The organism is uncultured Paraglaciecola sp., assembly GCF_913020055.1.
Classification (GTDB): domain Bacteria; phylum Pseudomonadota; class Gammaproteobacteria; order Enterobacterales; family Alteromonadaceae; genus Paraglaciecola.
In genome coordinates this window covers 1-24,947 of sequence record NZ_CAJWCF010000071.1, presented here as the reverse complement: position 1 = coordinate 24,947, position 24,947 = coordinate 1, and the positions used below count along the sequence as shown (strand labels likewise).

Here is a 24,947-nt window from a genome sequence, read left to right as displayed (position 1 = left end):
AACTGGATGTTAGTAGACGTTATTACTAAAGCTTAATTGTTTTAGTAAACAAAATTAAAAAGGCGCTATCCGCAAGGTTAGCGCCTTTTTTGTGCAATTTTTATCTGATCTGAATCTAAATACACGTCATTGAATTGCCACTACTCAACTACTGTATTAATCTACGCGACGACTTTTCTATTTTGATTTGTACTTACTTCACGCAGTTAAAGGGATTTTAGTGATGAACCGCTTCCAACTAATATATGTGTTACTTTTTTCAATATTGATCGTCAGTTGTGGAGGAGGGGGCTCTAGTACTCCAACAAACCCACCACCTATCATTGTTGCTCCTCCAGTAATTCATTCTGTCGAAGGTATGGCTGTAAAAGGCCCTTTAATTAACGCAAAAGCGACATTATACAAAATTGATGTAGCTAACGGTTTTCTTAAAGGTGCAGAAATTGATACTGGCACTACAGACTCTCAAGCTAAAATTACCGGATTAGCTGTATCTGAACCTTTAGATGAACATTACCTCATTGAAATATCTGTGGTGGATGAAACGATAGATATTAATAGCGGGACTCTACCTGTAATGAGTACTTTGTTGAGTATCATAAGTAAGGAACAATTAGTTGCAAAGCAATCTGTTAATACTACCCCCCTTACAACGTTAGCTTTGAAACTAACCGCTTAAAAACTGTTGCATCAGGTGATTTAACAGCTTCTTTAAGTGAGTCTGTCGATGAAGTTTTGGAACATTTTAGTTTTGGTGCATCCGCGCAATTCAATCTATTCACTACCTCGCCTGTTGTTTCGACTGAACAATCTGAATTATTGTCTACATTGGAATATCGAATTGCATTGGAAGCAATTGCAGCTATTGCAAGTTATGCCACAGAAGGCAGCTCTGAATCTGTAGATAGTTTCTTAGATGCTCTCGCTTCAGACCTAAACGATGGGGCCATTGATGGAAAAAATGGAGATGAGTCATTAACGACATTCACCGAAAATCCTAACTTGTTGAATAGATTATTAGGAGCGCCGGTTAAACATCTTGAAGTTGATGGAACGGACAAGGATGGGGATGAATCTACTTTTGATCCGTACAGTATTGATGAAATGAATGCGCTTTTAGTTGCGGAGCAAAGTGTACTTGGAACAAACATTGAGGCACAGACTCTTGTTGACGGAACGCTTTTTCATTCAATCATTCCATTATCTCAAGATTTTGATCTAGATGGTTTTCCTAACTTGTCTGATGACGATGATGACAATGATGGTGTTGAAGATATATTGGATGCATTTCCTGAGAATTCATCTGAATCAGAAGACACTGATGGTGATGGTGTTGGTGATAATAGTGATTTTTATGTTTCTGATAGCGCATGTAGTAGTGAAAATCAGGGTAATGGAGAGGCTTGTTATATCACTTGGCTACTCAGCAAAGGTATCGATGAAATTGAAACAAGTATTAGTGGCCTGGTTTTTTATTATGCAAAAACATCGGAAATTATTGTCAGTTATGATTTAGTCACCAGCAAATATACCGAAATTGCACTTGAGTTGGACGAGAATGAATACTTGAATGTAATGGATTTTTCAGAAGCCCAAAACCGCTTATATTTAGGCTATTCCAGTGGGAAAATTAACTTCGTAAACGCAGAAGACCTAAGCCTCAACTCTTTTGCTAGTACTTCAGAGGGAGTTTACGGTATCTCCTCAGTGGGTGACTACGTGCTGGCTCAAGATAATAGCGGTGCGTGGGAAAGCCACTATATTTTCGACATCAATGGTATCCAAACAGATTGGGAGGAATGGAATCACTATTCAAGCTATTATGCTTGGAATGATACATTGGCCAGAGTTTACTTCTTCAAAGATGGAACGAGCCCCAATGACTTGATGTATGAAGAAATTGAGCAATCTACAGGTCAAATTACGGCTGACGCCGAAACTCCTTATCATGGCGATTATTCTATTTCGGGCCCGATCCTAATATCTCCAGATGGCCAAAAAGTGCTTCTTGGTAGTGGAGATGTTTATAACGCCTCGAACCTTGAATTCGAAAACAGTATTGGTTTTAATTTTGTCAAAGGTGTCTGGTCAGAAGCTGTGGGTCTTACCACCATTGCTCAACAAGAGGGTGCATTTTTACTATCTCGTCTTAACGACGACTTCTTAGTAGTTGAGCAGAAAAGCTATGAAGGAGCTTTATTAAAGATAATCTCGCAGCTAGATAAAGCTGTCTTTGTTATTCAAAATAACAATGCCATTGAATATGTCGACTTCATTGCAAATGATGATATTGATAACGATGGTGTTGAAAACCTAATTGATGCCTTTCCTGATGATGTTGCGGCTTCTATAGACACCGATAACGATGGTGCTCCTGATTCTTGGAATCTTGGCTACACGCAAATAGATAGTACTACTGAGTTGGTAGTAGATGCATTCCCAATAGAGTCAGCATGCGCTTTAACGGAACATGGTGTAAATGGCGTTTGTAATCCTACGGCAAGGTTGGCTTTTAATACCGCCGATATGAGTCGGTTAGTTGAAGGAGTTGTGTACTCGTTATCCAGTGGCGATAATCGAATTAATCGTTGGGCTGAAAGCTCTGAATCCTATCTAAACCCCATTATGTTAAGTAATAATGCAATTTGGGGTAAACCCATTTCTTTCGTAGTAGGCAATGATTATGGAGTTTTGGTTGGCTATGATTCGGGAGCCATTGTTAGTTATTCATTGGACGGTTTATCAAGACCAGAAATTTTCACGTCGATGGCTGATGCTGTTCATCAACTTTTTATTGCTGGCGAGCATATCGTCGTTATACATGGTGATGGTAATTACTATCGCGACTATCAAGTGCTTGACGCAGATGCGAATACACTCAGTACTTATACTCGTGGTGATTTTTCCAATGACTATACGCTAAATGAAACATCAAATCGGCTTTACTGGTTTAGCAACTCTTACAGTGACTCTCTCGAAAGCTACATAATAGATGACGAAGGACAAATATCTGACTACTCATCTTTACGATATAACGGTAATCCAACGTCTTTCATGGCGGTGTCTGTTGATGAAAGTTTGATAATTACTGGCGAAAATATTCTGATTAAGAACTATGCAACAGATGCAATAGTCACAGAGTTGGAGCGCCCAGTAGGCTTAACAACTTTGGCTGAGTTAAGTGACTTTGGCTGGCTTGATAATGTTGCTGTAGGGTTATATACAAATGAGACCAATTACTACCTTGGATTTTATTCTAAAAACTTAGAGTTTACTTATACCTTTATTGAGCTAGAGCACGAAATTGTTTCTATGTTTGCGGCGGAAGATAACATAGTCGCTGTAGTGGAAGAGCAAGGTTCGTTCAATGTTGTTGTTATCGCTGTTGAACAAGACGAAGACCAAGATGGACTGCCCAAGTGGTGGGAAATTAGCTACGGATTGGATGATGCTGATGCGGCAGATGCAAGTGCCGATAGCGATGAAGATAACCTTTCCAATCTGCAAGAATTCCAAGCATTAACAGACCCGCTGTTAGCAGATACTGACAGTGATGGTTTAAATGATGGACGGGAAGTACTTGATTTGATGTTAAATCCTCTTGCTGCTGACACTGACGGCGACTTTTTACCAGATTTGTGGGAAGTGGAAAATGGGCTTGATGGAAGCGATGTTAGTGACGCTCAGTTAGACTCTGATAATGATGGTGTGATTAACTTTCATGAGTATCTTTCAGGTACAGATCCGCAAGATAGCGCTTCGGTTCCTGAAGCCATAGTTGATTCCTTGTTTTCATTTGAAGACAGTGTACTGCCCGATGAATGGGAAGTATCAGGGGATACTACGTTCTCTAGTGCTCAGTCTTATCAGGGGGATATCAGCTTAGCAATGAACGGAGATGTGACTATCAAGTGGGAGCGGTTGTATGCAAATGTAGAACTAGATTTTCATCTGTTTAGCGATTGCTACAGTATCTACGACAAGAGTTACGAGCTGTATGTGGATGGTCAACTTGAAAGCTCGGGCTACATCGAACAAGTTGAATGGACCAAATTAAATTTGTTAGTACATGCTGGCTTTAAGGACGTTTCGTTGGTAATAGACAGCAACGACAGCAACTGCAACCTCTATATAGATGCAGTTAATGCTATACCGATGCGCTCCGTGTTTGAATTAAGTGGAAATGTTGTTTCCAAGTATGAAGGGAAACTGCACTTTTATAGCTACGATGGCGCATTGGTCAGAGAAACCAGCATTCCTATTGTGTTAGATGGTCCGTATGATGCACGTGACATTGTTGTCCTGGATGATGGTAGAGTCGCAGTATACAACGGCGTTTTTCAACCCGTACTTAGCATTTACACACCATCGGAGAATAAATGGGAGTCTATTGCCGCCCCAGCATGGTCAACGGTAAATAACGGCACCTATGGTGGAATTGATGCAATTGGTAACAAGGTATTTGTTACTAATATGAGTACTTCAGGGAGTAGTACGTCAGGCATTGTGCAGTTTGATTTGGATGATTCCAGCGTCAGTTATGTAGAGGGTGCAGAGCTTATCGATCTTACTGTTGGTTACGATGGTTATGTTTACGGCCTAACTGGTGCTTCGGTCTATAAATATGAGGCTAGTACGCTTGAGGTTATCGATACTGTTTCTATCGACAGCGCTCGCTCCATTGCGGTTGATGCGGACGGTAATATTTATGCAGCTACATGGAATAGTAGTGTAAATAAATATCAACAAGACGGTACTTTGATCAGAACGCTGGAACAATCTGCGAGCTTTTATGATATTGCTCTAAGAGCAAATGGTTTCATACTGCTTTCAGACAGAAGTAAATATGTTTACCAGACAGACACAAACCTAACTGTCATTGAGCGAAGAACGAAAATGAGCGCAGAGTTCTTGGACTTTGTGCCTGACGTCGACTCTGATGCTGACGGGCTGCCTAATTGGTGGGAGTACGCATTTGGCTTGGATATGGATAATAGCTTAGACGCATCAATTGACCATGACAGTGACGGGTTATCAGCATTAACCGAATACGAAATTGGTACTGAAGAAGGTAATGAAGATACCGATTCTGACGGTTTGAGTGATGGTTATGAATACAATACCTACGGCACCGACCCGACGGTAGCTGATGCTGATAATGATGGTTTGCTTGATGGTCAAGAGGAGGAGCTTGGTACTGATCCAAATAATATTGACAGTGACGAAGATGGCTTGGGTGATTATGAAGAGATTATGACTTATAACACCAACCCTCTAGAAACAGATACTGACTTAGATGGCATGGAAGACGCCTATGAGATTACATTTGGTTTAGATGCCAATGTTAATGACGCAAGTTCAGATTTAGATGGAGATGGACTGACAAATATCGAAGAACACGATGTGGGATCTGATCCTAATTTACTCGATACTGATGGTGATACTCTTAGTGATTACGATGAAGTCATTACTCACCTGACTTCTCCAATATTGAATGATACTGACAGTGACAAGTTACCGGACAAATGGGAGCTTCAATACAGTAACGATCCGCTCAGTGCTGAAAATGCGTCTATGGATGTTGATGCTGATCAGTTCTCTGCGTTGGAAGAATATTACGGCAATACAGATCCTAGTGATGCTAGTGACTTCCCTCTGCCAATAGCTTGGAAGACCGATCAGGGAAACGAGCGACACACTGGTTATACGCCACATATACTCGATAGCAGCAAATTTAGTTTTAAGTGGGAAGTAGATTCGCTTTGGGGAAGCTTACTTCCAGTAACGGCGACTGATTCAATGGTATTTGTATCATCTGACAGCTATTTCAGTAGTCAAGGTATTGCAGGATTGGACGCAAAAACAGGCAACATTGTATGGCAGCTTGATTATGAGGGAATTCACTCGATCAATGCACCTGCTTATGATGACGGAAATGTATTCTTTCAAACTGGCGGACATGGAGACTCTTACATTCGTTCAGTTGATGCGCTAACGGGAGAGCTAGAATTTGAATCCAGTTACGGTAATCAATGGTCTCGCTATCTAGCTCCAACAATTTATGCAGGTAATGTGTATATGGCTGGCGGTTATTATGGCGGTACTTATGGTTTTGACGGCAGCACGGGTGAGCAGTCTTGGTTTTATTCCGGCCCACAATATGATGAGTTTACCCCTGCTGTTGATGAGAATAATGTGTACTCATTTACGACCAAATTGGACATTCTTGATAGAAGCACTGGCGCATTAACCAATAGCATTGCTTTTCCTAATTTCAACTGGAGTGGGTATTCAGTCGGTGTGTCTACTGTAATTACCAGTAATAACAATGTGGTTGTAACACAGCGCGGAACATTAGTTGTATTTGATGTGGAAAATCTTAAAATTAAATGGGAAAAGGTCAGCTCGGGGTTTAGCAGCCAAGTGTCTGTTGCTAATGGTAATGTCTATGCGTTAGCCAATGGTTCACTTTATTCCATTGACGAAGAAAGTGGTGAGACACATTGGATTCAAGGTTCCCGAAACTACAACACCAATATTATTGTAACTAAGACGCACTTAATTGTCGGTGACTCTAGCAACACATATGCAATCAATCTTGATACACAAGAAGAAGATTGGAGCTATGCAGCAAGTGGTTATTTAGCCCTAAGTGAAGAAGGAACTCTCTATATATCCGGTTCTTCATTGGTTGCCATCACACTGAAATAGCATTAGATTTAACATCGTTAATAATAAAATCCGTTGAGTGTTTCACTTAACGGATTTCTTATTGTTGCTTATTGAAAAATCAGCAACTGCGCAGCGTCTTCGAATTGAAACTAAGGAAAAGGGGACTCACACAAGACACTGTGGACAGAGTATATTAAAGCAAAAGTGTTTCGTAGAATGAGCGAATATTGCCACCATTATTTGTGACATGAGCAATTTCATCTAGGCCCTTTGCAGGCCAAAAGTTAACTCATGACTTTATCCAATGCAGGTACTGGTTCGACTAATATACAGCTCTACTATTTTTTAGTGGGATCAGCAAGGTATAGAAGGCAAGAAGATTTACTTCTTTGTCACGTTGTTGGAGTTAAGCAACAAAGAGAAGCTGCTCCTATTCGCTATTTTCCATCGCTGAGTGGTCACTTCTTTATACGGATTGGTATAAGATCCATAGATATAACTATCACATAAATAGGTTTATACATGTCTGAAAAGAAAGTGAAGTTTGAATTTGAAAAACAGAACAAAAATAGTGTGCGCTATAAAGAGTTACCAGAAGAGGGGATGCCACCGGTAATTGGCAGTATTTACCTGCAAAAGTGGTTTGCTGGCACTAGCAAGAATATTGAGATAACAATAAATAAAAAAGATTGATGGATTCTAAGGTCGAGAATTATTTCTCTTTGCAGCTGATATTGCCTAACAGAACGATGTGTCCATTTTGGTCGTGTCTTAAATAACACTTTCCATCTTCGGTGAGCAAAGTAAAAGTATCAGCTTGCCGAATTTCTCGCCCATCTAAAAGTCTACCTTGATTGTCTTTTGGTTGATTGGGTTCAATGATGACAGTATTTTTTAGGGTAAATACATTGTCTGCGAGTTTAACCGGTTGGCTATTCAATAAATCGCCAATAGCTTTTTCTAATATCAGTCTGCTTTGTGCTGATGGTTGTTCGAGTATTGCTTCAACTGGATGTAAAGGCTCAGTGGTCAAGCAGCTACTCAAAATAAGGAGTGCAGTCATCACTGTGCTTTTCACCGTGTATTGACTCATAGTGAAGAAGGCTCAATAACAGGTGTTAGGATCTTCATCGACTCTAAGATGATATTAGGTGTTTTGATAGCAATGCCAGAGCTTTTTACCTTCGCCGCTTTGCCTGCTAAATTGTTTTCAATAGGGCAGATGCCGGTTTCAGCATAATCGATTGCCGCTGCAAGCAGAGATTCATTTTCGCTTCCAAGTGCTTGAGCGAAATCGTCAGTAATTGTACAACCGGGTAATTGGTCCTCAAAAACTGGATTGGAGACTGGACTAAAGCCATTAGAATATCCACCAAAATCTTTGGCATTAACGCCTTGAAATTGAATGGTAAAGTAGGTGGTACTGCAATTATCCGTAGCGTAAAAACCAAAAGGTTTACCGCATGTGGTATCGCCAATTAATACGACTTCAACATCAACGCCTCGAAGGCCATTTATAACCGCCTCACTAGCTGAACAGGTGTTGTCTGTCGCCAAAATAAACACGCGAGTTAAATCTACTGATGGTAGAGTTTTGTCAGTAAACTGATTGGTAGTCCAGTCTATTTCTCGGGTGTAAAAGGGGGTGGGTTGCAATGTGTTGCCTGTAATCGGATCAACGTTAGGGTATTTATCATTAAATTGTAGAGTTTCAAAAATTTGATTATTGGTTTGTGCACTTCCTGCAACCATATACGCGACTTGTGAGGCCATGGCTAACAGGCCGCCGCCGTTATAACGTAGGTCAATAACCAGTTCGGTGACGCCTTGGTCTACGAATTCCTGAAAACCCTCTATTAATCCATCTTGCCCTGCTCTGATAAATGAGTTGAATTGCATGTAACCCATTTTTCCAGCTGCGGTGTCTATTACTTTCACGTTTTGCACTGGCTGTAATTCAATATTGGCCGAGGTTAAGTTTGTCTCTAATACTTGGTTACCTAGTTCATCTGAAAATACAAAGTTGAAGACCTGCCCAGCATCAGAAGGGAATAATACAGCATTGATTTTATCAACGTTCGCCTGAGTAGTTGCGTTTATAAAATCAATACCATCAATTGTCTTTAATTCGTAACCTCTGCTAACACCGGCGATGGCAGCGGGGGAATTAGGTTCGGTATATCGCACTATTAAACGTCGCGGTGAACTTGCACTAACAAATTCCCAACTAATGCCATAACCCGATGTGACACCACTTTGGGTACGCTGATTGTAGTCTTCAGTCGATTGGGAAAAATGAAAGTTATCTTTAAGCGAACCTGATTGTGTCAATTCATTGGTTTTGAGTTGGCTAAAATAATCGGCTACGGAAAAGGGTGAAGGGTCGTTATCATCTACTTCGTTGTACCAAAGGTAGGTATCGTTAGTCCAAGATCGTAGCCACATTTTTTCATGCATGGCTGTGCCTTGGGAGTCTAAGAATGTATCGCCGTTGCTATCAGGCCCTGTCCTAGGAACTGCACAAAGGTTTTTGTAGATTGAATCGTCAGAAAATTGCCCAGCTATCCAATCTGGTTCGTTGGAAGTGGGTATTGGCGGCACACCTGGTGACTTCGAGTTATTGCCACCGCAAGCGTAAAGCGCCAGGCTAATAACAATAATGAGAGCTGATAATAGTGTTTGATTCATGATTACGTTTCTTTTAGCGACGTGATTTTTACCTGTTAGGTTTTGTTTAGGATCATTTAATATGACATTAGATAATCACTAGTACAGATAAAGACAGCTTAAGGTCATGAATAGTTTCATATTTAACTAATTTACTCTGAAGTCTTAGTTTAATTTTCAGCTACTGTCTTAATCGCAGAACTTGCTAACTGAGTGCCAATCAGAGACAACACACAGTATGCAGTGAAGTAATAAAATCCCTCACCTGCCGCAGATAATGTTTGTGTACTGACTTCAAAAGCAATTTTAAAACCAAACACACTTAGTTGTTCTGAATTGCTGGTTTCAGCATGGTTGGTTGACATAATCGCTAAGAAAATAGCAATCACAAACACGTCAGCCATTGACCATTTTCCAATGGCAGCGACAAACTTAATCAGTCTTTTTTCGACTTGTAGTGATTTAGTAAAGTAGGCAATACACAGCAGTAGGGTTTTTAACAGTGGAATACAGATTGAAAATGCAAATATCAGCGCGGCGACGAGTAACCTTTGGTCTTCCCAAAGTTCTTTAACCGTTGTGATAATAGATAATTCTTTATTAATTAAAGAAGAAGTAAGGCTTGAACCACTAATGTTGGCTGCCATTTCCATATTAAAGGTAAACATGGTCAGTAATATGCCGGGAAAAAATAATCCTAAGGCAACAATATTAAGGGCAAAACCAAGGTGCTTTTTATACATTTTCGAATAACGCTTCGACTCGTTTGCGAGTTTCTTCAATAGTACTCACATCGGCAGGGGCAATAAATATAGTGTCATCACCCGCTATTGTGCCTAACACTCCGTCTTTTTTGCCTAAGGAGTCTAACAAACGTGCAATCAACTGCGCCGCGCCGGGGCTAGTTCGAATAATGACCATTACATTGTTGTGCACAATATCCAACACTAGCTGTTTAAGTGGGCTCTTGGCAGTAGGCATACCCAATTCAGGCGGTAAACAATACACCATATCGCCCCGGGCATTACGGGTGCGAACCGCGCCAAACTTGCTCAACATGCGGGATACTTTAGATTGGCTGATATTATCGAACTGCTGCACTTTTAGTGCATCCACTATATCGCCTTGTGAGCCAAAACTTTCCGTTTTAAGGATATCTTTAAATGCTTTAATGAGTGCGTCTTGTTTAGGAGTGGCCATAGAGTACTAGTTGCTAGAGTTAATGTGTGTATTTTGCCGTATTGCAAGGGTTTAAGCAATTTGCCTGCACATGAATATATGATAAAACACAGCTGTCTGTTAAATAGAGCAAGACCCTAGTATAATCCCGCAGTCTAAAATATTGACCAACATATATAATTTACAACCCATGTTAGCTTTGATTATTGCAAAGCAGAAAGCTTTTCACAGGAGAGAATCATGAAAATAGCCGTATTAGGTGCAGCCGGTGGTATCGGTCAAGCGTTATCATTATTGTTAAAAACTCAATTGCCAGCAGGTTCTGAGTTGAATTTGTATGATGTTGCTCCAGTGGTTCCAGGCGTAGCCGTAGATTTAAGCCACATCCCTACTGATGTAAAAGTACAAGGTTTCGGGAAAGATGATTTAGCTGATGCCTTAACCGGTTGTGACATAGTATTGATCCCAGCAGGTGTGCCTCGTAAGCCAGGTATGGACCGTTCTGATTTGTTTAACATCAATGCTGGTATCGTTAGAAACTTAGTGGATGCCATTGCAGATAATTGCCCAGAAGCCTGTACTTGTGTGATCACTAACCCAGTGAATACAACTGTTGCAATTGCAGCTGAAGCGTTAAAAGCTAAAGGTGTATACAACAAAAATAAATTGTTTGGTGTGACGACTCTTGATGTTATCCGTTCAGAAACATTTGTCGGTAATCTAAAAGGATTAAACCCAGCTAATGTTCATGTTCCTGTTATTGGTGGACACTCTGGTACAACTATTTTACCTCTTTTATCACAAGTTAAAGGTGTAGAATTCACCGATGAAGAAGTAGCAAGTTTAACTACGCGTATCCAAAATGCTGGTACTGAAGTAGTTGAAGCTAAAGCCGGTGGTGGATCAGCTACACTTTCTATGGGCCAAGCGGCAGCAAGATTCTGCTTATCTTTGGTTGATGCAATGCGCGGTGAAAACGTAGTTGAATATACTTACGTTGAAACTAATAGTGACGACGCTGCATTTTTTGCCCACCCAGTACGTTTAGGTAAAAACGGCGTAGAAGAAATTCTATCTTACGGTGAGTTGAGTGAGTTTGAAGAAAACGCTAAACAAGCCATGTTAGAAGGCCTACGTGGCGATATCGCTATGGGTGTTGCATTCGTTAAAGGTTAGTCTTTATTAAAGCGCTAACTAAGTTAGCGCTAACAAAAAAGCCCCTTAGGATTAATTCTAAGGGGCTTTTTTTATACGGGCAATTCGTCAGACTATCTTTAACGGAATGCTATATTACGCTGCTGCGACAGGTCTACTTGTGACTGTTTTGTTGGTTTGAATGGGCCTGGTTGGTTTAGTTTGTCTTGCGAATTCTGTTGCCAATTTTCCACCATTTTGCGGCTTAGGTGCATTTAATTGCTTTAATCTAGCTTTAGGTAGTTTAGCTTGAATACACTCTCGAATATCTTGGGCTTTGTAGCCCGAACGTACCTTAATCCTAACATGGGGGAGATGCGCTGCATCTAGGGCGCCACTTACAAAAAAGTCTCGCTGGCTTTTGTATCCCTCTTTGCCGCTGTTGTGCACTAAATCAATCGCGATGACAGGTGACATGTCTAGTTTTGAGCAAAGAACAAAATCAAGGTGTTTACTGCCAGCTCGCGTCGCTGCATTTTTGCTGGTTTTTTTATCAGCATTTTGACGAATGGCTAAGATATCGCTCATCTTCACTCTACATAGAATACGGTATTCATTTCCAACCGCCTCCTCAATAAGACCTAAAAACGTGCGTTCAACGGGGGTAAACAAGTTGCCTTTCTTCTGAAACGGGAATGCTAAACCCGGTTCATGTAATTTCATTGCGCCTACCGCTACGATGATCAGTAACATCATCAATACAATTGCTAGTTCCATGGTATCTCCAAAAGCCAATGTCAGAAAATTGACTAAGTAATAGTCTTTTCCTGACTAAGCAAAGAAAGTGCCAATGGCGGAATAAAATGCGAGTTTAAATGTTGGGGCTTTAGAATAGCTTTATGCAGGGGCTTTAAATGTTTTAACCAGCAGATTTTATCAGGATATCTATTTGGCTACCTTGGCCATCTTTGGAAATCACCACTACTTTTTGACCATTGTCATATTGCAGCACAATGCGGCCTTTAAGCATTTGTTCGTCTTCGGCTTGACCCAGTTGTTCAAGGTAGAAAGCTTTAGCCGTTTGCTGATCACTAATAGCAAAATATGACAGACTAGCAGGCAACTGCTCAGCAAATAACTGGCAAAACTTGGCGTTAGGGTATAAAGGTAAAGCATAAAAGTTTTCTGGACAGCCTTGCACATCAACACTTGTTTCAGTTTGAAGTGTCTCGGCATATAGCAATCCATTAGACGTCATTGCCAATAACGCAGATACTTTTAATATTAATTTTAACAAACACATATCCCCAACACAGAACTTCTGTTTACTATAGAAGCTCAGCATCTTAGCAGCAAGCCAATTCACTACGTAAAAGGTATGGTTGGCGGTTAATGAGTATAGAAATGATAAAATTTTGTATAGAGTATTTACGGCTGATACTTTTTTGCAGTGGTTTACTGATTGGCATTCAGGTTCCAGCTGTTGTTGATCAATATGAAAAACGTATCGATGCCCACCTAACAGAAGCATTACAGATTTTGGCCGGGTTCCAACAAACCGCAGATCGTTTTTTTAATGGTAGTGTACAAGATCTTGTTAAGCATTATGAAGGCAGTGATGATCCTGTTTTTAACAATGATGCCCGCAGTATTCGTTTTATCTCTGAACGAGTAGCAGCACTTCAGGCAGAAGCGCAGACTCTTGAAAAACCTGCCTTGTGGCGAGTACTTCATGTCGTCACCACACCTGATAAACAAATTATTCAACAGACCATGGAACAATATAGCTATATGATCCTTATCGACCCTCAAGCGCTTATATGGGGAGTCATATGCGGTTTTTTAATGGCGATATTGCTGGAGGGAATACTGCATCTTTTAGGTTATTGTTTATTGTGTTTTACTCCGCACAAACATAGAAAAAATCCGTGATATTAGAACAAGCGGTATTAGACGTTACTCCAGGTAAACAGCAAGAATTTGAGCTGGCTTTTGAGCAAGCCCAAAACATCATTATGTCTAAGAAAGGCTATATTTCTCATTGTCTACAAAAGTGTATTGAAAAAGACAATCGTTATTTGTTGATGGTGCAATGGCAAACGCTAGAAGATCACACAATTGGATTTCGTCAATCCCCTGATTATAAAAAGTGGAAAGCTTTGCTTCATCATTTTTACCAACCATTTCCTGAAGTGGCGCATTATCAAGCTCTAGGCTTGAAATAATAGATGTAAATTAACTGTCCTTTAGGGACTTAATCAAAAATGGAAAGTTATGACTAACTTAAAGATCGACATTGTTTCCGACGTATCTTGTCCTTGGTGCATTATTGGTTATCAAGCACTGAACCAAGCTTTATCTAATTTAGCGCCGAATATTCAAGCCGATATTACTTGGCAACCTTTTGAGCTTAATCCACAGATGCCTAAAGAAGGCCAAGAGATAACCGAGCATATTACTCAAAAGTATGGCATCAGCGAGCAACAAGCAGAACAAAGCCGCGCGGCAATTAAAGAGCGAGGATTGTCTGTAGGTTATGAGTTTGGTAATCGTGGAGGTGGTCGTATTTATAATACATTTGATGCCCATAGGTTGCTGCATTGGGCTCATGAACAGGGCAAACAAACTGAATTAAAGTTAGCCTTGTTTGATTTGTATTTTCAGCAAAGTGGTAATCCTAGTGATCACCAGCAATTGTTATCTGTTGTTGAAAAAATTGGATTAGATGTAGCCGAAGCTAAAGACATATTGGATTCAGATAAGTACACAATTGATGTGAGAAAACTGCAGCAACATTATCAATCGGCTGGGGTCAGTTCGGTGCCAGCAGTGATAGTGAATAATAAACATCTTATAAGTGGTGGTCAGCCCACAGAAATATTTGAACAGGCGTTAAAGCAAATTGCTGAAGAAAATATTAATTAAGTAGATTTGTAGACTTTATTATTTATGGACTCCCTTCTATTGAAGGGGTCCATATAGATTAAAAATTAGTTGTTATTGAGTAACCGGGAAACCTCTATCACGCATCAAGGCTTCAACTTTGGCATCACGTCCACGGAATAAACGATAAGCCTCTGCCGGATCTAAAGCGTTACGTATAGAAAACAAGTGATCAACCAGCTTCTTACTCACGTCTTTATCATAAAAACCACCGGGCGCTTCAGCAAACGCTTCAGCAGCATCAGACGTCAGTACTTCTGCCCACATGTAGCCATAATAGCCAGATGAATACCCTTCGCCTGAAAATACGTGGCCAAACTGAGTACTGCGATGACGCATCACCACTTCTTCTGGCATTCCTAGAGCAGTTAATTGTTCTTTTTCAAAGGCTTGAGGATCGATTTTGGCAGGATCAGTGGTGTGGTACAACAAGTCCATAATGGCCGAGGCCATATATTCAGTGGTCTTAAAACCTTCATTAAAAGTGGCGGCTTTTTTGATTTTAGCGACTAATTCAGCTGGAATAGGTTCGCCAGTTTTGTAGTGCACTAAGTAGTTATTGATGACTTCGTCTGTTGTTAACCAACGTTCTAATAGTTGAGACTGAAATTCAGTGTAATCTCGCACACCAGAATGTGAAGTAGGGTAGGCAACCGTGGCTGATAAAAAGTGTAGGGCATGTCCAAATTCGTGGAAATAGGTTTCTGCATCATCCCAAGATATAAGTGTTGGCTGACCTTCGGTGCCTTTAACAAAGTTAGAGTTGTTAGAGGAAAGAACCGTCTTTTTACCATCAAAAGTGGTATGACTACGATAGGTGGTTGCCCAAGCGCCTGAGCGTTTTCCTTTACGGCCAAACGGGTCTAAATACCAAAGCCCAATATGCTCACCAGAGGTTTTGTCTTTGACTTCCCAGACTTTAACATCTTCATGAAAAACAGACACTGAACCTTCAGGCACCTGAGTGAAGTCAAAATTAAATAAATGCCCTGCTACATAAAACATAGCTTCACGTAAATTATCTAATTGTAAATATTGCTTCACTTCATCTGAATCAAGCGCATATTTATCTTTGCGGACTTTTTCGGCGTAATAGCGATAATCCCAAGGAGCAATTTTTATTTTAGCTCCTTCAGCGTCTGCTATAGCCTGCATATCTGCTACTTCTTCATCCACACGAGCTATTGCTGCGGGCCACACCTTTTTCATCAAGTCCATGGCGTTTTCTGGATTTTTTGCCATTCGGTCTTCTAATCGCCACTGTGAGTAATTGTCGTAACCTAACAGTGCAACACGCTCATTACGTAAAGTAAGGATTTGTTTGATAAGTGCATTATTGTCAAATTCATCACCGTTGTTGGCTCGGCTATAGTAGGTTTTCCACACCTTTTCTCTTAGTTCACGCTCGTCAGAGTAGGTTAAAAACGGGTCCATAGATGAACGAGAGTTGGTAATCGCATATTGACCTTCTTTACCTAGTCCTTTGGCCGCGTTTGCCGCCGCCGAGACCAAGGATTCTGATAACCCAGATAACTGATCTTCATTTAGAAACAGTACATAGTTTTCTTCATCAGCTAATACATTGTTGGCAAATCGAGTTTGTATGCCAGCTACTTCTTGATTGATAGCCGCGTAACGCGCTTTTGCTTCACCTGTAAGTGTTGCGCCGTTACGAGCAAAACCATTATAGGTAAGCCATGTGACTCGCTGTTCTTCGGAGGTTAAGGTTTTTAACTCTTCACTTTGGTAAACCGCTTTTACTTTAGCAAACAATTTTTCGTTACCAGTGATAGCTGAATTAAAGGCAGATATTTTCGGTACCATTTCTGCTTGAATAGCACGAAACTCAGGACTGTTTTTATTCGAACTCCAAATTCCCCAATATCTAAATACTCTGGATAAATCGCTGCCAGATCTTTCTAAAGCCGCGATGGTGTTTTCGAAGTTCGCTGGTTCTGGATTGTTAACTATGGCTTCGACTTCAGCCAAATTAAGGGCCATGCCTTTTTCTAACGCAGGTTTAAGGTCTGCTAAGTCCATTTTATCAAAAGCAGGTACACCACCATAAGGGCCTGCATATTCTGCTAGTAATGGGTTTTGTTGTTGTATTTTTGCTTCGGACACTGGTTTTGTTACTTGGGTTGTGGTGGTCGGATTTTCGCTACATGCCGATAATGCAACTATCACCGCACTACTCAATAGCGCTGCTAGTTTAATTTTCATGATTTCCTGCCTGATAATTATTATATTTTTGATTTAGTTCGTCAGTATTTTTCCAACGATAATGCGAGTGTAATGTTCTGGCATCAAAGTACAAGGGGGGAAGAGCGTAATGAGCAGGTAATGACCCCTAAGTTTGGGTATGTTTTACGATACTAAATGAGTGTTGGGTATACGGTAATTATACCTATATTGGCTAAAGTATAAGCATGTTAAAACCCACGTTGAGCACCTGAAATGAAGTCAGTTCTACTAGCCACATGTTTGCTAATATCGAGCCACTGTTCTGCTAATTCAGATGTGTTGGCAAGCACTTTAAACTGGTTGCAAACTTGGGCCCCACAAAATGTTGAATTTAAAGTAGAGAAGTCAGCCATAAAATTTAGCGGCTGTAAGCAGAAAGAATATTTGGCTGCTTTTAACCAACCCCTAACTGAAAACTTTGTACTTGAAATGGGAGTAGGTTATGCCAAAGGTGCACATTCTTGGGGAGTATTTAAACAAAAAATTTCTGTGAAAGAGTTTTCTATTATTCCTAGATACCAATTTAGTCACGACCTTAGCATAGGGTTCGGTGTGATTGCTCAGTCACAAACCGAGTTTAAAACAAGCCAAGGAATTGAGTTTAATTTACCAAGAAATACAGAATGGTTAGTCAACACTCGCACTGATGGTTTTGCCAATAATCATTACTGGGAATGGACAGCGTCAAGTCAAAAATGGGGCGCTTCAAATGATTTCGGTGGACTGTTTGAAAATGGTGCAACCAATAATAAAATTGGATTGAGTTACAACGGCTACTTCTAAGTCACCTGAGTGTATACAGCGAGTTCAGGCTAAAATCAGTATCGTTACGCGGTTAAACCGCAGCCCCAATTACACTTCCTTTATCCAAATGTTGCGCATCACATAAGCTTAATACTGTTTTTTGATCTTTTGAGTTTACTTCAGTGATACATGTATTTTGAAAGTCTGACATCGACGGCGTGCCATCATTGATAATCAAATGTTGTTTTATCAGTTCGCGCAGCACTAAACCATGAGTCATCACAATTAAGCTTCCTTGGGTATTTTGATAACTACTCAAAATACTGTCCCAAGCAAGTTTTACTCTGGCAACAAATTGAACATGGATTTCGCCATTAGGTGGTGCGTAACCTTCATCAAAAAAATCAGCATCAATGTCGTCATACGCTTTGCCGCGTAAATCACCAAAACTTCTTTCTCTAAGTAATGGTTGTAGGGTGAAAGTGGCTTGTTTTAGAGCGCGCAGAGGCTCGGCTGTTTGTTGTGTTCGGATGTAGTCACTACATATGATGTTGCCTACTGAAATACTCTCAAACCTATGGGCAAGTTGCTGGGCTTGTATATGCCCAAGCTTGGAAAGAGGTGTATCAGGCGTTTGTAAAATTCTATCCCTGTTGCCATTCGTTTGGCCGTGACGGATTAAATAGATAGACATAAGGGGCTGTTCATCCTTCATATATCCTCGAGACTGAGGTCATTTAATTGGATACCAAGGCATTTGCCTTGAAGTTTAGTTATTCTAAAGGAAATGTAAATAACCAAGGTAGGCGAATAAATGGCCTAGCCCCTATGCAAACACCACAGTTTTGTTTTTATGGATGATCACTCGGTCTTCTAAATGGTAACGCACGCCATTAGCTAAGGCTGTTTTTTCACAGTTTTTGCCTTTACGCACCATATCAGCTGAGGTATCGCTATGACTAATACGCATGACCTCTTGTTCAATGATTGGCCCTTCATCTAAATCGCTCGTCACATAATGACAAGTGGCACCGATTAACTTCACGCCACGATTATAAGCCTGCAGATAAGGTTTAGCGCCAGCAAAAGAAGGTAAAAAACTGTGATGAATATTGATGGCTTTACCGGCTAATTTTTTGCATAGGTGATCAGGAATAATCTGCATAAACCTAGCCAGTACAGTCAAATCTGCGTCATAGGCTTCAATGAGTCTTTCTACTTCTGCAAAGGCTTGTTCTTTCGGTTGATCTTTAAAGTCGACCCAGTGAAAGGGAATGTTGTGCCAATCTGCAAATTGTTTCATTTGTGGATGATTGGCTATGATACAAGGAATATCACAAATCAATTCACCGCTATGCCAGCGATGCAAAATATCCATCAGGCAATGTGATTCGTGGCTAGCCAGCATCACTACTTTCTGTTTAACGTTTGAGTCTGCAATTTTCCAATTCATTTGGAATTTTTCAGCAATAGGCTCAAAGGCCTGCTTTACACTGTCGATACTCATATTGATTGATTCAGCTTTGATCTCGTGGCGCATAAAAAATCGCCCTGTTTGCTGATCAGTATGATGGTTCGCCTCAACAATAGTGGCGTTTTGCTCAGCCAAAAACTGACTGACGGCTGCGACTAACCCAACTTGATCTGGGCAATCGATGACTAATCTAAATGTTTGCTGCATATTCTTCGACATTATCCGGTGACTTAACGCCTATTGTTGCTCGGGATAGACAAGGGCGTAAAGAACAATTATTGCTATGTCAGAATCAATGGTAAAAAACACCCTAAACAACAACCCTATTTACCCTCATTATTTAAGGTGAGTAGTTGACCTATCAAAAAACTAAAACTAACTAATTATGCAAAGGCCATGATTGTTGAATGGGGTAATATACGCCTTGCGAGCTGGGTTTTGATGCAAACAAATGAAACTGATCCACATGCCATTGGAAGTTCGCTGGTACAACGGGTTCGGGTGGCTTAACTTTGCATTTTCTAGCCAAGGTGAGATGTGCCACATAATCTTGTTGTTGAAGTTGCAGGCCAGACCGATTGGCAATTTCATGAATAAGTGTGGCAAGTGTTAGATGTTCGGGAGCTGTTTGCTGGCAGCCTAGCCACAACGCTTTAGGTTTTGACCAATGTCCCAGTTGATTGAGTGAAACATCAAACGCGGTGACTTTGGGCATTTCATCAATAAGATGGTTTATTGTATCCAGCTGTTCGACTGATACATTGCCCAAAAAAGCCAAAGTGACATGAAAGTTAGCCGCAGGCACAGGGGCATGTAAATCGGGAAATGCGTTATTGCGCCAAGCTTGTATGGCCAATTTAGTCTCTGCGTTGGGTGATAAACCAAAAAATGCCCGCATACTGCTACCCCTTATGTTTGTTATCATCTCAAATAGATATTTTACGCACTAGTGTCTATCAACCTTCAACCCAAAGAGATTTCATTTGTTACCTGTTGAACATATTCTACCTGCACTGCATAAACAACTGATAGACGGTGACGCTATTGTTGTAGCGCCACCCGGCGCCGGAAAGTCAACGTGTTTGCCTTTGTCTCTGCTTAAATTAGAAGTGTTTAAAGACAAAAAAATCATTTTATTACAACCGAGGCGTATCGCGGTTAGAAATATTGCTGCTTACTTATCTAGCCAATTAGGTGAAGCTGTTGGTGAAACTGTAGGTTATCGTATAAGAGGTGAAGTAAAAGTAAGCGCTAACACGCGTTTAGAGATAGTGACCGAAGGTATACTCACTCGTATGTTGCAAAACCAACCTGAATTGCCCGATGTGGGTTTAGTCATTTTTGATGAGTTTCATGAGCGTAGCGTACATGCAGATTTTTCCCTTGCGCTGTGTATTGAAGTGCAACAGGCACTGCGAGAAGATTTACGCTTGTTGGTGATGTCAGCCACGCTTGATGTTGCTGCGCTAACAGAATTATTACCCGCTGCTGAGTTGTTAGAGTCTAAGGGCAAAAGTTATCCAGTCGATATTATTTATCAGTCCGACAATTCAAATCTACCTCTGTTTGAAAAAATCAGCCGGCTGGTTATCAACGTTTTCCCCCAACACCAGCATGACTGTTTGGTATTTTTACCCGGTGCTTTTGATATTAACAAAGCTGCAGAACGTTTAAGCCAGCATTTCGCAGGTGAGGTTGAAGTCTTAAAATTGTTCTCTGAATTATCTAAAACTGAGCAGCAGCGAGCATTATTACCTCACCCAGCAGGAAAACGAAAAATTGTCTTAGCAACGAATATCGCTGAAACCAGCTTAACCATTGAGGGCATTGAATTTGTCATCGACAGTGGAGTTGAGAAAAAAGCGGTGTTCCAATTAAATCGCGGTATTACTCACCTGCAAAGCCAAAAAATATCCCAAGCTTCGGCTACCCAAAGAGCTGGAAGAGCAGGGCGACTGGCTGCGGGCACCTGTTATCGGCTGTGGAGTAAAGAACAGCACGGTAGGTTAGCCCAACAGATTACGCCTGAGATCATGCATAGCGATATGAGTAGTTTTATGTTGGAAAGTGCGGTCTGGGGGGCTGAAGTTTCGGCACTAGCGTTGCAAGATTACCCCAGTGACGCACAACTTTCTCAAGGCTTTGCACTGTTAAGTCAGCTTGAATTGTTTGATGACAACAAAAAGTTGACCGCTTTAGGGCGCAAAGCCCATGGTTTAGGTTGCCATCCCAGTCTCGCTGTTATGTTAGTGAAAAGTGCGCAAATGAGCCCAGAACATCTGAGTATGGCTTGTGCTATTGCGGCACTGATTGAAAACAAAGATCCTATGGGTAGAAATGCGAATGGAGCTAGTTTATCCGCTCGATTACATTTTGTTCTACAGCAAAAAAATCATCTTATTTGGCAAACGATCCGCCAGTGGCATGCAAAGCTTTCTTGTAAGCTTTTGACTTGGCCAATTGAAGATACGGCCGTGTTAATCGGTTTTGCTTACCCACAATGGTTGGCAAAACAAAGGAAAGATGAACGTTATCAGCTGGTCAACGGCAGTGGCGCGGTTTTATATCAAGATGATGCGTTAACCACACAAAGTTGGCTGGCTATTGCCAATATGCAAACCAATGATAAACAACAAGACAATGCCCAAATTCGTTATGCTGAGTCGTTAACAGTGTCGCAGCTTGAACAACATTTTGATTATTTGATTGAAAAAAAGGAGCGAGTTGACTGGGATCCTCAAAACCAAAGAATAGTCTCAGAGATGCAAAAAACCTTAGGCAAGATTGTTATCCATAAACAACCGATAAAACGGCCTTCAGAAAAGCATATTTTGAGTATTTGGCAAGATGTCATACATGACAAAGGTTTATCAAACTTGCCTTTCGATGACGAAGTACAGCAACTAATTTATCGAGTGCAATTTGCGGCAAGTTTTGCTGGTGCCATTTCATTTCCAGATTTTACTGAATCAGGATTACTCACATCAATTGATAGTTGGCTGATGCCATACTTACGAGACAAATTGACCTGGCAGCAACTTAGCCAATGTAATTTTCTGCAACAGCTACTAAATGAATTGGATTACGCACAGCAACAATATTTGAACAAACAGTTTCCTAAACGATTAGCGTTACCGAGTGGCACGAGTGCGCAGTTGACTTATAGCGCCGAAAAAACTGTGGTGTTATCCGCACGTATGACCGAACTATATGGCTGGACACTTCATCCAACGGTTGCACAACAACAAGTACCTATTACTGTTGAGTTACTTTCGCCTGCTGGCAGACCGATACAAACCACTCAAGATCTGCCTAGATTTTGGCAAGGTAGTTATAAAGAGGTACAAAAAGAAATGAAAGGTCGTTATCCTCGCCATTATTGGCCAGATGATCCAGCTAATGCCCAAGCGACAACACGCACAAAAAAAAGGATGAACAGTAAATCATGAGCAGTAAACCATGAGTAAAATTTCCGCAGACAAAAGTAAAGCAAAAAAGACTGCAACTGTGAAATCAGAATCGATTTGGAAACGGCTTAACCCTTTTAGCTGGTTTGGTCGCCATTGGCGAAAGTTGCTATTTATTTTCATCTTAGTAACGGGGGCTTATGCGGTATATCTAGACGCTCAAATCAGTAGCAAGTTTGCCGGTAATAAATGGCAGGTGCCTGCACAAATCTTCGCTCGTCCTATGTTCTTGGGCGTAAAAGAAGAAATTAGCATTAAAGAAATTGAAGAAGAATTACAACTATTGGGTTATCGAAAAGTGACCCGTGCTGATAGTTCAGGCGAATACCAAGTATTGAATAATCGTATTCGTATCCAGCGCCGAAAATTTGATTTCTCTCACGGTGCCGAGGATCTACGTTACATTGAAATAACCATCAAAAATCAGCGTATTACTCAGATAAAAGACTTACGAAGCAGTCAGTCCATCAACAGTATTTTCCTAGAGCCATGGCTTGTAACGCGTTTGGTCAGCAGTGGGCGAGAAGATCGAATGTTGGTACAAATTAATGATGTGCCAGCTATTTTGACTCAGGCCTTAGTGGCAGTGGAAGACCAAGACTTTTATCAGCACTTTGGTGTGGCACCGCTTTCGATTTTACGGGCGTTAATGGCCAACATTTCAGCAGGGCGCACAGTGCAAGGTGGCAGTACCTTAACTCAGCAACTGGTAAAAAATCTGTTTTTAACCCGCGAAAAATCCCTAGTGCGTAAGGCGAAAGAAGTGCTAATGGCGCTGATAATAGAGTTTCGATACAGCAAAGATGTGATCCTCGAAGCCTATTTAAACGAAGTGTTTTTAGGCCAAAATGGTAATACTGGGGTGTATGGTTTTGGTTTAGCCAGTTACTTTTATTACGACCGCCCTTTGAATGAGCTAAGCATTGACGAAATCGCTACTTTGGTCGGCATTATCAAAGGCCCTTCTTATTATAATCCTCGTAAACATCCAAAGCGCGCGTCAGAAAGACGCAACATAGTGTTACGAGTGATGTTTGAAAGTAATCAATTATCGCCTAACGAATATCAAGACCTAGTGAAGCTACCGATTAAGTTAGCCACTGGTGCCAGCTTGAAAAAAGACAAACATCCGGCTTTCATGGATCAAGTACGACGTGAGTTGAGAACGGTGTTAGATAACCCTGATATTCGGCAGTCGGGGTTAAAAGTGTTTACCACCTTGGACTCTAACGCACAGGTAAAAGCCGAGCGCGCAGTGTCTCAAGGCGTGGCAAAACAAGAAAAACGCTTAGGTAAATCTGATTTTGAAGCGGCCATGATAGTCACCGACATTGATTCTGGAGAAATTCGCTCCATTGTTGGCGGGCGCAATACTGATTATGCCGGTTTTAATCGGGCGCTGGATGCTAAACGAGCTATTGGTTCATTGATCAAACCTGCTATTTATCTTACCGCGTTAGAGCAGGCGGCAGATTATAACTTAGCCACACATTTAGCAGATGAGCCGATAAAACTTAAAAGTACTCACGGTAAAATGTGGGAACCCAAAAATTCAGATAAAAAGTTCCGCGGTCAAGTACCACTAGTAACAGCTTTGACGAAGTCACTCAACGTGCCTACTGTCACTCTAGGCATGAACTTAGGCTTAGGCACTATTGCTGACACCATATGGCGTTTAGGAGTACAGGAGGAGCTTGAGTTATATCCAGCACTTACCTTGGGAGCCGTTAACTTTTCGCCGTTACAAGTGAACCAAATGTATCAGACTATTGCCAATAACGGCCGTTATATCCCTTTACATTCAATCACTGCCATTATGTCGCCAGACGATAATTTGTTGTGGCAGTTCGATGTACCCGAAGAGCAACGAGTGGATGAACAAGCGACTTACTTACTGAATTATGCATTACACAAAGTCACCTTAGAAGGCACCGCAAAAGCCGTACGAAAAACGTTTCCAGATGTCAATATGGCAGGTAAAACCGGTACTACCGATGATTATCGCGACAGTTGGTTTAGTGGTTTTGATAAAAATATTCTGGTGACCAGTTGGATAGGTAAAGATAACAATCAACCGGTTAATTTAAGTGGTGCAAGTGGTGCCATGCAGTTGTTTATTGGGTATCAGAAACAACAAGAGCCAAAATCACTGGTTAGGCGTTTTCCTGATGGTTTGGGCATTGCCCATTTTGATAATGCCACAGGCGATATAAGTAAGGCCGGGTGTTCCGATACATTCAGTGTGCCAGCTATTACTGCAGCATTACCTCCGATCCCTAAAACCTGTACTGGTGAATCTACTGTGCCAGATAAACCTAAAAGCTTGTGGGAGAGAATATTTGGTTAATGGGTGATGAGATGGACGCTCCCTAATACGGCGTCAATGCGCCAAAATAGAATTTTCAACGAGACTATTTACATAG

Annotated in this window: 20 protein-coding genes; 10 read left to right on the top strand and 10 right to left on the bottom strand. The window is 41.0% G+C overall.

Annotation, left to right across the window (positions count from 1 at the left end; all coding sequences use genetic code 11):
* Positions 1 to 223: 223 nt before the first annotated feature.
* From QZ488_RS14840 to QZ488_RS14830, 3 genes are all read left to right on the top strand, one after another.
* Positions 224 to 679 carry a hypothetical protein gene (locus QZ488_RS14840; RefSeq protein ID WP_293750159.1) on the top strand — a complete coding sequence of 152 codons (456 nt, stop codon included), beginning with the start codon at positions 224 to 226 and terminating at the stop codon, positions 677 to 679.
* A 56-nt stretch (positions 680 to 735) separates the two neighbouring features.
* Positions 736 to 6,711, top strand: coding sequence for a PQQ-binding-like beta-propeller repeat protein (locus QZ488_RS14835; RefSeq protein ID WP_293750156.1), 5,976 nt, complete (start codon positions 736 to 738; stop codon positions 6,709 to 6,711).
* Between the two features lie 483 nt (positions 6,712 to 7,194).
* Positions 7,195 to 7,365 carry a hypothetical protein gene (locus QZ488_RS14830; protein ID WP_293750154.1) on the top strand — a complete coding sequence of 57 codons (171 nt, stop codon included), beginning with the start codon at positions 7,195 to 7,197 and terminating at the stop codon, positions 7,363 to 7,365.
* A gap of 19 nt (positions 7,366 to 7,384) precedes the next feature.
* Here the strand turns inward: QZ488_RS14830 and QZ488_RS14825 are convergent, their stop codons facing one another.
* From QZ488_RS14825 to argR, 4 genes are all read right to left on the bottom strand, one after another.
* On the bottom strand, positions 7,385 to 7,765 hold the full coding sequence (locus QZ488_RS14825) for a hypothetical protein (protein ID WP_293750152.1): 381 nt from the start codon (positions 7,763 to 7,765) through the stop codon (positions 7,385 to 7,387).
* A complete protein-coding gene (locus QZ488_RS14820) occupies positions 7,762 to 9,360 on the bottom strand; it encodes a S41 family peptidase (protein WP_293750150.1) in 1,599 nt (532 codons plus the stop codon). Before QZ488_RS14820 ends, QZ488_RS14825 begins: the two co-directional genes overlap by 4 nt.
* Before the next feature lie 149 nt (positions 9,361 to 9,509).
* Positions 9,510 to 10,082, bottom strand: coding sequence for a paraquat-inducible protein A (locus QZ488_RS14815; RefSeq protein ID WP_293750148.1), 573 nt, complete (start codon positions 10,080 to 10,082; stop codon positions 9,510 to 9,512).
* Positions 10,075 to 10,539 (bottom strand): transcriptional regulator ArgR, encoded by a 465-nt coding sequence (gene argR / locus QZ488_RS14810; RefSeq protein WP_293750146.1) that lies wholly within the window; start codon positions 10,537 to 10,539, stop codon positions 10,075 to 10,077. The genes QZ488_RS14815 and argR overlap by 8 nt, the downstream gene beginning before the upstream one ends.
* Positions 10,540 to 10,758: 219 nt before the next feature.
* On the opposite strand from argR, the gene mdh reads away from it, so the two are divergent.
* Positions 10,759 to 11,694 carry a malate dehydrogenase gene (gene mdh, locus QZ488_RS14805; RefSeq protein WP_293750145.1) on the top strand — a complete coding sequence of 312 codons (936 nt, stop codon included), beginning with the start codon at positions 10,759 to 10,761 and terminating at the stop codon, positions 11,692 to 11,694.
* A 114-nt stretch (positions 11,695 to 11,808) separates the two neighbouring features.
* Here the strand turns inward: mdh and QZ488_RS14800 are convergent, their stop codons facing one another.
* Entirely contained in the window at positions 11,809 to 12,429 is a 621-nt protein-coding gene (locus QZ488_RS14800) for a DUF2726 domain-containing protein (RefSeq protein ID WP_293750144.1), read from the bottom strand.
* Between the two features lie 142 nt (positions 12,430 to 12,571).
* Positions 12,572 to 12,955 (bottom strand): hypothetical protein, encoded by a 384-nt coding sequence (locus tag QZ488_RS14795; RefSeq protein ID WP_293750142.1) that lies wholly within the window; start codon positions 12,953 to 12,955, stop codon positions 12,572 to 12,574.
* A gap of 101 nt (positions 12,956 to 13,056) precedes the next feature.
* Between QZ488_RS14795 and QZ488_RS14790 the strand changes: the two genes are divergently transcribed.
* From QZ488_RS14790 to QZ488_RS14780, 3 genes are read left to right on the top strand one after another with little or no spacing between them, the layout of a single operon-like run.
* Positions 13,057 to 13,584 carry a DUF2937 family protein gene (locus QZ488_RS14790; protein WP_293750140.1) on the top strand — a complete coding sequence of 176 codons (528 nt, stop codon included), beginning with the start codon at positions 13,057 to 13,059 and terminating at the stop codon, positions 13,582 to 13,584.
* Positions 13,581 to 13,877: an antibiotic biosynthesis monooxygenase gene (locus QZ488_RS14785; RefSeq protein ID WP_293750139.1), complete on the top strand. Its 297-nt coding sequence runs from the start codon at positions 13,581 to 13,583 to the stop codon at positions 13,875 to 13,877. Before QZ488_RS14790 ends, QZ488_RS14785 begins: the two co-directional genes overlap by 4 nt.
* A 49-nt stretch (positions 13,878 to 13,926) precedes the next feature.
* Positions 13,927 to 14,577 (top strand): DsbA family oxidoreductase, encoded by a 651-nt coding sequence (locus QZ488_RS14780; RefSeq protein WP_293750138.1) that lies wholly within the window; start codon positions 13,927 to 13,929, stop codon positions 14,575 to 14,577.
* A gap of 72 nt (positions 14,578 to 14,649) precedes the next feature.
* Here the strand turns inward: QZ488_RS14780 and QZ488_RS14775 are convergent, their stop codons facing one another.
* Positions 14,650 to 16,818, bottom strand: a complete 2,169-nt coding sequence (locus tag QZ488_RS14775; protein WP_293750136.1) for a M3 family metallopeptidase — start codon at positions 16,816 to 16,818, stop codon at positions 14,650 to 14,652.
* A gap of 234 nt (positions 16,819 to 17,052) precedes the next feature.
* Here QZ488_RS14775 and QZ488_RS14770 point away from each other — a divergent pair, with 234 nt between their 5' ends.
* Positions 17,053 to 17,622 (top strand): hypothetical protein, encoded by a 570-nt coding sequence (locus tag QZ488_RS14770; protein ID WP_293750134.1) that lies wholly within the window; start codon positions 17,053 to 17,055, stop codon positions 17,620 to 17,622.
* A 52-nt stretch (positions 17,623 to 17,674) separates the two neighbouring features.
* Here the strand turns inward: QZ488_RS14770 and QZ488_RS14765 are convergent, their stop codons facing one another.
* The 3 genes from QZ488_RS14765 to thpR all read right to left on the bottom strand — a co-directional run bounded on the left by QZ488_RS14765 (position 17,675) and on the right by thpR (position 19,955).
* The gene (locus QZ488_RS14765) at positions 17,675 to 18,277 is read right to left on the bottom strand and encodes a histidine phosphatase family protein (protein WP_293750130.1); all 603 of its coding nucleotides are present in this window, start codon (positions 18,275 to 18,277) and stop codon (positions 17,675 to 17,677) included.
* Positions 18,278 to 18,409: 132 nt separating this feature from the next.
* A complete protein-coding gene (purU, locus tag QZ488_RS14760; protein WP_293750161.1) occupies positions 18,410 to 19,264 on the bottom strand; it encodes a formyltetrahydrofolate deformylase in 855 nt (284 codons plus the stop codon).
* A gap of 172 nt (positions 19,265 to 19,436) precedes the next feature.
* A complete protein-coding gene (gene thpR / locus QZ488_RS14755; RefSeq protein ID WP_293750128.1) occupies positions 19,437 to 19,955 on the bottom strand; it encodes an RNA 2',3'-cyclic phosphodiesterase in 519 nt (172 codons plus the stop codon).
* A gap of 85 nt (positions 19,956 to 20,040) precedes the next feature.
* On the opposite strand from thpR, the gene hrpB reads away from it, so the two are divergent.
* A complete protein-coding gene (gene hrpB / locus QZ488_RS14750; RefSeq protein WP_293750126.1) occupies positions 20,041 to 22,506 on the top strand; it encodes an ATP-dependent helicase HrpB in 2,466 nt (821 codons plus the stop codon).
* Positions 22,507 to 22,516: 10 nt separating this feature from the next.
* Entirely contained in the window at positions 22,517 to 24,871 is a 2,355-nt protein-coding gene (gene mrcB / locus QZ488_RS14745) for a penicillin-binding protein 1B (protein ID WP_293750124.1), read from the top strand.
* Positions 24,872 to 24,947 lie beyond the last annotated feature (76 nt).